Origin of the sequence: Pseudomonas sp. AU11447, from assembly GCF_001672555.2 — a bacterium.
Lineage (GTDB): Bacteria > Pseudomonadota > Gammaproteobacteria > Pseudomonadales > Pseudomonadaceae > Pseudomonas > Pseudomonas nitroreducens.
The window spans coordinates 79052-90074 of the sequence record NZ_LZDG02000032.1; the positions used below are offsets into that span (position 1 = coordinate 79052).

The window sequence follows — 11023 nt, forward strand, 5'->3', positions numbered from 1 at the left end:
CAGCGCTCCTCATGTCAGCAACCCGCCGCTTGCGAGCCCATGCAGGTCGACTGCCGGGGCAGGCCGCGCAGGGCGTCGTAGAGGTTGATCAGGATCGGGTAGACCGCATCCGCGCCGCTCCCCACTTTCGGGAAGTTGGCGAAGGCGCCGGACTGGGTGTTGACGAAATTGCCGGCGTTGGCCAGGTCCTGCCAGGGCACGTTCTGGTTCTGCAGGGAGAAGAAGATGCCCTGGGCGCCGGTATTGATGTCGGTGGAGCCCGGCTTGCCGATGTAGATGGTCTTGTAGTTGGTCAGGTCGAAGCAGGTGGTCAACCCCAGCGCCTGGCAATTGCTGGTGGTGGACAGGGTCGGGATCAGCGAGGCGATCAGGCCGCCGGCGTCCGAATGCAGCGAGTCGCCCTTGGCGATGCCGATCTGGGTCGCACGGTTGATCGGTTGGCCATTGATGGTGGCTTCGCCGGTACCGGCCTTGAGCAGAACCACGTCGGCGTATACCGGCGTGTCCCCGGCAACAGCCAGCGCCAGGCAGTTGATCAGGTTCGGGCAGCCGTTGCGGGTGTAGTAGTCGTAGGCGATGGATGCCGGGCCGTAGATCTGCCCCTGTAGGTTGCCGGTGATCGACAGGATGTCACCGGAGAGATCGCCCTGCGCCTTGCCGAAGCCGACCCGTGCGCCCACCAGTTGGCGCACGCCGTTGTTGGTCTGGAAGGCGAACTCGACGTACGGATCCTGGATCTGGAACGGAACCACCTTGGCATCGGCGGAATTGGCGTTGTCCACCCGGCCCAGGGCGAAGTTGTTGATCAGGATATCCGCCGGCTGGCCGGAGACGGTAGTGGAACCGGTGCGGCTGTAGTTGCCCAGGCTCAACTGGTCGATGTTGGTCAGCAGGCTGATATCGGCGCCGAAGTTGAGCCGGGTGTACTGGTAGTTCTGGTAGGTGGAAGCGTCGACGGTGAGCATCGCGCCCTGGCCGGAGATGGCGGACAGCTCTTCATCGTTCATCGACTGCATGCGCGCCTGGGCGGAAAAGGCCAGCAGGCCGCCGCAGAACAAGGCAAAGGCACGCATGAGCGGACCGGAGGACTGACGCATGGCACTCTCCTTTCCTGGCCCCCTGTTCGCGAGAGCCTGTTGTTATTCGTCGGGCTTATCGGGTCAGGAAGCAGGTCGAGACTCGGCGCCGTGATGCCACTATAGGAACTCACCCGCCACGGCGGGCCGACCCATAGTCGAGTAAATCGCTCCGAACGATAGACGAAGAATGGAAAGTCCGGGCCCGGTTGTTACCCATCGTCACACCCGGGTGACAGACTCGGGCGGCCGAAGGCTCACTGGTGGCGGAACAGGCCGATCAGGTGCTCGGCGATCGCGCCCTTGATGGCGTCCAGGTTCAGCCGCGAATGGGCCTGCAGCTTGGCGGTGTTCAGGCGATGCAGGTGCAGCGAGGGCATGCGCGCCTCGTACTCGCGCAAGTCGCCCTTCACCAGCACCGGCAGGAAGATGTCCCCACGCATGCGGTAACGGTTGATCAGCAGCTTCAGGCCATCCTGGAAGGGCAGCTCCCGCGACGCCACCAGCCGGTGCTCGCCGGGGATCTTCAGGTACAGGCCGCTGTAGCCCATGGTCTCGCCGGGCAGGATATGGATGCCGGTGGGCTCCACCGCATCGCCGGGAATGTCGTGGAAGGTGTCGAACCAGGCCTGCTCGTCCGGGAGGATGGTGATGCCGCCCTCCTGGCTCTCCGGAATCACGAAGCTGTAGTTGCTGTAGAGCTTCTCGACGTACGACGAATAGATGCACAAGCGATTTTCGAAGCGCTGCAGGAAAGCGATGGCTTCATTGCGATCGGTGATCGCATCCAGGTCCCAGTCAAGGTCGTTCTGGCGTTCCAGTTCGGCCCAGCGGGCTTTGGCAAGTGCGGCGTCGTAGGTCATGGCAGCGATCAGCCTTTCGATATCCCGGCTCTGATAACAGGCTATGGCAAAAAACTTGCCAGAAAATTCAGTGAGTTAGCCCTGATTTTCCGTGAACCAGCGCACACCTGGGGCGCTGTCGCGGTCGCAAACTGACGCGTTTCGTCACCCTGTCGGCCAGGGGGGGACCTTTGCAGTACAATCGCCCCCTTTGTTCATTCCGGGCCCAACCAAGCCGATGATCGACCCACGACGCGTACTCCGCGCCCTCGCCGAACACTGGGTGCTGCTCGAACCGCTGTGCGAGCGCTTCGACGCCGGCACCTTGAGCCTGGTGGAGCTGCGTATCCAGCTCACCAGCCAGTTGCCCGACAGCACCCCGGTGGACATCACCGCCCTGCTCGACCAGTGGGTCCGCCTGGACATCCTCGTCCCGGTGGCCAAGAGCCCCAACCGCTTCGAGCTGAACGCGCAGATCCACGACTTCCTCGCCTACCTGCGCCAGGAACACCGCCTGGGCCTGTGCCTGGAGATCGAAGCCTACCTGCGCCACCTCGAGCGCCTCGCCGGCTACATCCGCGAGGCTTTCGAGGCGCGCGACGGCAACGACCTGGCCCGGCAACTGCGCCTGCTCGACATGCGCGTGCGCGACGTGCTGAAGAAGCTCGCCAACGACGAACAGGCGCTGGTCGCCGTGGCCGATCGGGCCAAGACCCAGGACCGGCAGATTCCGCTGCGCCAGCGCTATGCGGAAGTCCTGGCGACCTGGGACGAATACGTCGAACCGATGATCCAGCTGGTTTCCGCCGACGGCGCCTTCGAACAGGGCGTGCACCGCGTGGAGCAGGTACTGTTGCGCCTGCTCAGCGAACAGGCGCGCCTCGGCCAACTGGTGGATGACGACCAATTGCTGCGCACCCACGCGCGCATCCTGGAAATGCAGACCACCGCCCAGCTCACCCTGCGCCGTGCCCGCGAATTGCTGCTGCCGTTGCGTGAGGAAGCGCGCCGGCACAACGCGATCACCCGCGGCGCCGCCCTGGCGCTGTCGGTCATCCGTCGCAAGGGTATCGACGCCGTGCCCCAGGCGGCGATGCCGATGTTCACCCGGCCGCAGAGCAACTTCCTCGGCACCGCCTCGCAGGTCGAGAGCTACGTCTTCGCCCTCGCCAACTTCCAGCCCAAGCCTGCGCATTTCCCCAAGGCCAGCGGCAATCGCAAGAGCGACGGCCCGCAGCGCTCGCCACGCACCGCGCGGGAAATGCTCGACCGCTGCCAGGCCGCGCTGCCCCTGCCGGACCTGATGCAATGGCTGCTGGAGCAGGAACCCGAAGGCGCCACCGACGAACTGCTCTACTGGTTCTCGCGCCTGTCGCGCGATGCCCGCTTCCAGCGCGACCGCCTCGAGCGCGCGCAATACGACACTCTCCAGCACAGCGTCAGCCTGTGCTCCTTCGCCCTGATCGCCGGCCCGACCGCTGGCAAGGACAGCAAGAGCGAATCGCATGCAGATTAATCTCACCGAAATGACCCAGCTCGCGCCGATCTTCCGCGAGCTGTTCAAGGGCTTCCACATCAGCCGCCGTGATCCGGAGCTGTACAGCCAGCTGTCCAACCAGCAGGACGCCTACCGCGCGCTGTTCCGCAGCCTGGGCTACGAACTGGTCTGCGATACCCGCGGCTTCTACTACTTCGTCCCCGAGCAGACCGGCGCCCAGGTGAACAAGACCGCCCAGCGCCTGGCGCTGTTCACCTTCATCCTGGTCGAACACCTCGCCGACCAGGGCCGCGACCCGCTGGCCGTCCTCGACGGCGGCAGCATCGGCCGCGACGAGCTGCCGCCACTGCTGGAGAAGTACCGCGACCTGTTCCTGCAGGCCGAAGTGACCACCCAGGAAGAACTGGAAGAGAAGGTCATGCGCCGCCTCACCCAGCTCGGCTTCGCCGCCGAGGACAATGGCGTGTACCGCTTCCTGCCGCCGATCCACCGCTTCCTCGACGTCTGCCTGTCGGTCCAGCAGGACCGCGACCTGGCCAGCAACCTGCACGCCAGCGAAATGCAGTTCACCGCGCCCGCGCTGATGGAAGAGGACGATGAGCCGGTAGTGATCCTGGAGTCCTACGCCAACGAACCGCTGGAAGACAGCGAAGACGCCATCGTGGTGATCGACGAACCCGCTGCCATCGCGGAAGAAGAGAGCGAAGAAGACGCCCTCGCCCGCGCCATCGCCGAAGAACAGGAGGCCCAGGCATGACCCAGGAACGCTACGGCATCCGCCGCTTCGCCCTGCTCAACACCGCCGGCTACAGCCTCGGCATCTTCCCGCTGGAGCAGCCACTGTCGGTCTACGGCGCGAACAACCTCGGCAAGTCGGCGTCGATCAACGCGCTGCAGTTCCCGATCCTCGCGCGCATGTCCGACATGAGCTTCGGCAAATACAGCCTGGAAGCCTCGCGCAAGTTCTACTTCGCCACCGACACCAGCTACATCCTCATCGAGCTGGACCTGCCCAACGGCCGCCATGTGATCGGCGTCGGCGGCCGCGGTCCGGGCGGCGGCTTCGGCCACCAGTTCTTCGCCTACCAGGGCGAGTTGGACCTTGAGCACTACCAGAAGAACGGTACCTGCCTGCGCCTGCGCGAGCTGTACGCCAACCTCGAGCGCGAGGGCATCAAGTCCTATGAACTGAAGCCCGACGAGCTGCGTCGCCTGCTGGTCGGCGGCCACACCTCAATCCCGCTGGACCTGACCCTGATCCCGCTGCGCTCCACCAGCGAACAGAGCCTGAAGACCTTCCGCTCGCTGTTCATCAACCTGCTGCACATGCGCGAGATCACCGCCGCCAAGCTCAAGCAGCTGTTCCTCGATGCGTTCGAGCACAGCCTGCGTTCGGGCAGCGTCGACTACATCGCCGCCTGCGAAGAAGCCTTCCGCGACGTACGCCGCATGGAAGGTGACTACCAGGCCCTGGTCGCCGCCGGCCCGCTGGTCGAGGCCCTGGCCAACGGCGTGCAGCAGCGCGAACTGCTGCGCGGCAAGATGCACCGTCTCTCGCCGCTGCTGGATAACCTGCTGGGTACCTGGGAAGACTATTCCGGCGCGCGCAAGGAAGAGCTGGTCATCCAGGCCGAGCACTACAAGCGCGAGCAGGACGGCCTGCAGAACGAGCAGCGCGGCAGCACCGCCGAGCTGATGCGCCTGGAGCGCGAAATCAGCGAGATCCAGCGCTGGATGGGCGAACTCGCCGTGCTGAAGAATCGCTTCGCGCTGGTCGATGACGTCAAGGTCCTGGAGCAGCAACTGCTCGCCGCCAAGGACGCCCACGACGAACTGGCCGGCGCCCTGGCGCACTCCCGGCAGTTCTCCAGCGAAGACCTGGAAGAGCGCATGCGCGATCTGGAAAAACGCCTGAAAGGCGTTCGCCAGCAACTCGAGCACGCCGACAACAACAGCTATGCCCGCCTGCGCGAGGAATTCTCCCAGCAGGACGTGGAGCGTCTGATGCGTCTGTTCAACGGCGCGCTGTTCAGCCTGCCGCTGGGCGAAAAAGGCGTGGACCTCGACGAAGCCGGCCAGTGGGTCGGCAGCGTCGAGAAGATCCTCGATGCCTTCAAGGGCGAGCGCTTCGAAGTGCCCGGCCTCTCCATCGATATCTCCACCATCGAGCCGCCGGCCCTGCAGGCCCTGGCTGACCGCGCCGCGCTGCGCGACCAGAAGGAACGCCTGGAGAAGGAGCTCAAGCAGCTCAAGACCCAGCAGGCCGTCGCCGCCGACCGCAATGCCAGCAAGGCGCAAGCGGACAAGTTCTATCAGGACGTGCTCGATGCGCAGAAGGCGCTGGAAGACTTCCGTCGCAGCCAGACGCTCAACGCCGAAGAGCCGGCCAAGCTGGAGCAACTCGCCCAGCTGGAAGCCACCCAGGACGAACTCAAGCGCTCCGCCGACGCCTTCACCGAACGCGTCCAGCAGCTCTCCGCCAAGTTGCAGTTGATCGGCCGCCAGCTGGCCGACATGGAAGCCAAGCAGCGCACCCTCGACGATGCCCTGCGCCGCCGCCAACTGCTGCCGGCCAACCTGCCGTTCGGCATCCCGTTCATGGACCCGGTCGACGACTCCATGGACAACCTGCTGCCGCTGCTCAACGACTATCAGGACACCTGGCAATCGCTGCAGCGCGTGGACGGTCAGATCGAGGCGCTGTACGCCCAGGTGCGCCTCAAGGGCGTGGCCAAGTTCGACAGCGAGGATGATCCGGAGCGTCGCCTGCAACTGCTGATCAACGCTTACGCACACCGCACTGACGAAGCCATGACCCTGGCCAAGGCGCGCCGTGCAGCCGTCACCGACATCGCCCGTACCCTGCGCAACATCCGCAGCGACTACGACAACCTGGAACACCAACTGGCGCTGTTCAACCGCGAGATCAACAAGCGCCAGGTATCCAACCTGCAAAGCTTCCGCATCGTGCTGGCGCCCAACAAGGACGCGCTCAAGCACATCGACCAGATCATCCACAGCGCCGGCCAGTACGAAGAGGGCGAGAACCTCTCCGTCTTCGACCTGACCCAGAGCGCCGAGCAGGATGCGAAGAACGAGGAAGCCAAGGACTACCTGTCGCGCCTGGTGGCGGCGAACAACAACCAGCTGGGCCTGAAGGACCTGTTCGAACTGGCGTTCGAGATCACCAAGATGGGCGGCCAGCCGATCATGCACACCGACATCGACGGTGCGGCATCCAACGGCACCACCATGACCATCAAGGCGCTGACCAACATGTACCTGTTGCTGCACCTGATGGACCGCGAGCAGGCCGGCCGCGTGCGTCTGCCCTACTACCTCGACGAGGCAGCGGACATCGACGAACGCAACCAGTCGGCGCTGCTGGAGACCAGCCTGCAGCTGGGCTTCGTGCCGATCCTGGCGAGCGTGAAGCCGCAGGTCTCAGCCCAGGTTGCCATCGACCTGGAAGGCGGCAGCGGTCCGAACGGTATCTATATCGACGAGGCAGACTGGAAGTACATCCGTCGCCGGGACACTGAAAAGGCTGCGCACAACGACATGGAAGCCAGCGCCGAGCCGGCGTGACACTTTCTCGGCGTTAACGAAAAAGCCCCGCCATGCGGGGCTTTTTCCTTTCCGACTCTGCGCGGCCCTGCACTTGTAGGAGCGAGCTTGCTCGCGAACCGCATAACGCCGAAGCCTATTCGATACCCATTGCTGATGGGTACCGGTGCGCACTACGCCCCCCCCTACAAACGCTGCTCGTGCCCCCATCGAGCCCGTGGAATGAAAAGGGCCGCTGATGCGGCCCTTTTCCTGTACGGCTGAAACTCAGTTCGCCTTCCCAAGCGGAATCTTCGGCGCCCAGTCCAGCCACTTCTCGTCGTACTCGTCGAACAACGCGAAGGTCTGCCCGGGTTTGGCCGGCGAGCCCATTTCGTCGTTGTTCGGTGTCGCGAAGGCCACACCGCCGGCGAGGATGGTTTCCATCGACTCCGTACGCAGCTTCACGCCTTTGAACAAACCTGCGTCGACACCGACGCCACTGGTATTCCAGAAGCGGCTGCCCGTCCGCACCAGCGCCGCATAGCGTGGCTCGATGAGGACGTGGACCAGCACGCGGTCTGCCGTCTCGCCCAACTCGAAGGAAGTGACCTTGCCGACCTGCACCTCGCGGTAAGTCACCGGAACCCCGGCCTTGAGCGAACCCCGTCGAGACGCACTCAGGGTCAGGCGCAGGCCGTCAGCATCCAGCAGGCGGTTGGGTTCGCCACCCAGCAGGCTGAAGCTGGTCTGCGCCTGGCCGGCCTTGGGCGCCGGCAACACTTCGATGTACTGGCCGCTGACGATGGTGCTCAGGTTGGACACGCCGGAAAGACCGACCTGCGGGCCCACTACCCAGAAACGCGTACCCTGCCGGGCGATGCGATCCGCCCCGCGGGTGAGGCGCGCCTTCAGTTGCACGGACTGCAGGTCCTTGCTCAGATCGACCTGCTCAATGCGGCCAACCTCCAGCCCCTTGTAGCGCAGGACGGTGCCTTCCTTCAGACCGTCCGCCGTATCGGCGCGCAGGTCGATGATCTGGCCCTTGAGATGCGCATCGTCCTCGCTGTCGTACAGCGCGAAGCGGCGCACCTTGGTCACCGGCGCCGCCTTCGGGTCCGGGGTATCGAAGGCGATGCCGCCAGCGATCAGCGTCTGAAGCGACTCGCTCTTCAGCTTGATCCCGTCCAGGCCGCCGCTGATGGTGACGCCACTGATGTTCCAGAAGCGCGAAGAGGTATTCACCAGCTTGGCGTACTCCGGCTCGATGTGGACACCGATAATCAGCCGCGAAGGGTCACGACGGGAGAGCTGGTAACTCTGCACGCTGCCCACTTTCATCTGGCGGTAGAGGATCGGTGTACCGACCTCCAGAGAACCCAGTTGATCCGTGGTCAGTACCAGGTGCAGGCCCGGCGAGTCGAGATTCAACGGAGGAGCTTTCGGGCGGATGACGAAGTCACGGGTCGGATCGCCGCCACTGGCGAATCGCACACTCAGGTAGTTGCCCTTCACCAGCGCCTCCAGCCCGGTGATGCCCGCTAGCGAGATGCTCGGCTTGACCATCCAGAACTCGGTCTTGCTGTTGAGGAAGTCCTCGGTGCGCGGGTCCATGGACAAGGTGGCGGTCGCGCCATTGAAATCCTTGTCCATGTCGATGCTCTTCACCGTGCCGACCTGCACGCCGTTGTACATCACCGGCGTACTGCCCGGGGTCAGGCCGCTGACGTCGCTGACCTTCACCTTGACGCTGAGGCCGGCCTGAGCCGCGTCGAAGTCCTCATACAGGCGGAACGGCTTGGTCGGGTCGGTGGGCGGGCTGTCCGGGTAATTGTCAGGCGTCGAGAAAGCGATACCGCCGGCCGCGATGCTCGCCAGCGACTCGGTACGCAGCTTCAGGCCGCTGAGGCTACCGGACAGGGTGATGCCGCTGGCGTTCCAGAAACGCGTGTGCTTACGCACCAGGTTGGCGTAGGCCGGCTCGATGTGAACCTTCACCTCGATGGTCTTCTGGTCCTCCGCCAGGCGGTAGCTCTTCACCTGGCCAACCTGGATCTGCCGGTAGTAGATCGGGCTGCCCTGCTCCAGTGAACCGAGGCGCTCTGCCTTCAAGGTCAGGTGCAGGCCCGGCAGGGAGTCGGACAGCGGCGGCGGCTCCTTCAGCGCGGAGAACTCCCTCTGCTGCTCGCCCTTCACCGGATCGATGGCGATATAGTTGCCGGACACGAGGGTCTCCAGCCCGGTGACGCCGGCAATCGAAACGCGTGGCTTCACCAGCCAGAAACGCGTTCCCTTGCTGAGGTACTCGGCAGCCTCCTTGCGCATCTCCACGGTTGCCGTGACGCCAAGGGTGGGCTGGTTGACGTGAAGGTCGACCACTTTGCCGACGCCGATCCCCTTGAAGATCACCTCGGTCTTGTTGGCCTGGATACCCTCGCCGCTCTCGAACTGGATGTTGATCACGATCCCCGCCTGGTCGTATGCACGCCAGGCCAGCCAGGCACCGATCGCCAGCGCGATCAATGGCAGGATCCAGATTGCCGACCAGTTGGTGGTCTTGCGCATCTTGGGTTTGGGGAGATCACTCATCGTCGTTTTCCGCGTCCGTGTTATCCCAGATCAGCCGGGGATCGAAAGTCACTGCCGCCAGCATGGTAAGCACCACCACGCAGGCAAAGGCGGCTGCACCGAGGTTCGCCTCGATGCTGGCCAGATTGCCGAAGTTCACCAGCGTCACCAGGATCGCGATGACGAAGATGTCGAGCATCGACCAACGGCCGATCCACTCGATAAAGCGGTACATGATGATGCGTTGCTTGGCGGACATCGGCTGGTGCCGCTGCACCGAGTAGAGCAGCAGAGCAATGCCCACCAGCTTGAACGTCGGCACCAGGATGCTGGCGATGAACACCACCGCCGCGACCGGCAGCATATCCGCATTGATCAGCTCGACTACGCCTTCCATGATGGTGGCGGGCATACCGTTGCCGAGGAAGTTGACCGTCATGATCGGCAGCAGGTTGGCCGGGATGTAGAGCACCGCGGCGGTGATCAGCAAGGCCCAGGTACGGGTCAGGCTGTTCGGGCGGCGGTCATGCACCAGCGCACCGCAGCGGCTGCAATGGGTCTCGTCATCCACCTCACGGCGATTGAGCTGATGGCATTCGCCACAAACCAGAATATCGGCATCAATGGCTCGCATCATCGAACTCCCCGGACAGTTCACCCCAGACCTGATGATGGGACATGGTCACTTCGAGCCACACCTGGGTGAACAGCAGCCCGATGAAACACGCCAGGCCGACACTGACATGCAACTCGGCCATGTCGATCAGCTTGACGATGGCAACGATGATCCCCATCAGGTAAACCTCCAGCATGCCCCACTCGCGCAGGTGCTGGTAACCGCGGAGCAACAACATCCCCTGGTCGCGCCAGACCTTGAAACGTATGGTCAGCAAGACAAACAGCTGGCACAGCAACTTGGCCAGAGGGATCACCATGCTGCAGAGGAAGACCAGGACCGCCACGCCCTTCATATCGGACTCGTACAGACCGATTACGCCGCTCCATACCGTGTCCATGCTGGTCTGGCCAAGAATGGTGATGTGCATGATCGGCAGGAAATTCGCCGGGATATAGAGCAACAGCGCCGTCAGCACCAGGGCCAGCGCACGCCGGATCATATGGGGACGGTGGATCTCCAGCTCATAGCCGCAGCGTGGGCAAACGGAGCGATGCCCTGACGGAACAGGCTCGCGGCGCATCAGCAGGTCGCACTCGTGGCAAGCCGTCAGCTCCTCCAGAGGCAGATCCTGCAAGGCATGTCCTTCGACTTCGGGCATGTAGGCACTCAGGGAAAATTTGTCGCTATTGTAGACGACCCAACCCTCGATTCGGTGCCCGGAAATTGTCTCGAAAACTCTGGAAACCGAGCGGCCGTGCCAACCCAGGCGAACCCTACTTTCCCGCGCGCAAAAGCAAAACCCCCGGCCAGCGAAGCTGACCAGGGGTCTTGGGATAGGAGCTTGACGATGACCTACTCTCACATGGAGAAACTC

General features: G+C 63.7%; 8 protein-coding genes. 3 read left to right on the forward strand and 5 right to left on the reverse strand.

From position 1 onward, the window contains the following. Positions 1-14 precede the first annotated feature (14 nt). A complete protein-coding gene (locus A6723_RS10025) occupies positions 15-1097 on the reverse strand; it encodes a hypothetical protein (RefSeq protein WP_054911232.1) in 1083 nt (360 codons plus the stop codon). A gap of 236 nt (positions 1098-1333) precedes the next feature. Further along, positions 1334-1939, reverse strand: a complete 606-nt coding sequence (locus tag A6723_RS10030) for a hypothetical protein (RefSeq protein ID WP_054911231.1) — start codon at positions 1937-1939, stop codon at positions 1334-1336. 217 nt (positions 1940-2156) lie between these two features. On the opposite strand from A6723_RS10030, the gene mksB reads away from it, so the two are divergent. The 3 genes from mksB to mksF are packed head-to-tail and all read left to right on the forward strand — an operon-like array spanning position 2157 to position 7004. Next, positions 2157-3434, forward strand: a complete 1278-nt coding sequence (gene mksB / locus A6723_RS10035; protein ID WP_024766610.1) for an Mks condensin complex protein MksB — start codon at positions 2157-2159, stop codon at positions 3432-3434. Next, complete coding sequence (gene mksE / locus A6723_RS10040) at positions 3424-4173, forward strand: Mks condensin complex protein MksE (RefSeq protein WP_054911230.1); 750 nt, start codon at positions 3424-3426, stop codon at positions 4171-4173. The genes mksB and mksE overlap by 11 nt, the downstream gene beginning before the upstream one ends. Further along, positions 4170-7004 (forward strand): Mks condensin complex protein MksF, encoded by a 2835-nt coding sequence (gene mksF / locus A6723_RS10045; protein ID WP_064979628.1) that lies wholly within the window; start codon positions 4170-4172, stop codon positions 7002-7004. The genes mksE and mksF overlap by 4 nt, the downstream gene beginning before the upstream one ends. 246 nt (positions 7005-7250) lie before the next feature. On the opposite strand, the gene A6723_RS10050 is transcribed toward mksF, so the two are convergent. Genes A6723_RS10050 through A6723_RS10060 form a run of 3 tightly spaced genes read right to left on the reverse strand, consistent with a single transcriptional unit; the run spans position 7251 to position 10807 of the window. Continuing rightward, entirely contained in the window at positions 7251-9551 is a 2301-nt protein-coding gene (locus A6723_RS10050) for a PqiB family protein (RefSeq protein ID WP_054911228.1), read from the reverse strand. After that, complete coding sequence (locus A6723_RS10055) at positions 9544-10164, reverse strand: paraquat-inducible protein A (protein WP_054911227.1); 621 nt, start codon at positions 10162-10164, stop codon at positions 9544-9546. The genes A6723_RS10050 and A6723_RS10055 overlap by 8 nt, the downstream gene beginning before the upstream one ends. Continuing rightward, the gene (locus A6723_RS10060; RefSeq protein WP_024766605.1) at positions 10151-10807 is read right to left on the reverse strand and encodes a paraquat-inducible protein A; all 657 of its coding nucleotides are present in this window, start codon (positions 10805-10807) and stop codon (positions 10151-10153) included. The genes A6723_RS10055 and A6723_RS10060 overlap by 14 nt, the downstream gene beginning before the upstream one ends. Positions 10808-11023: the final 216 nt, after the last annotated feature.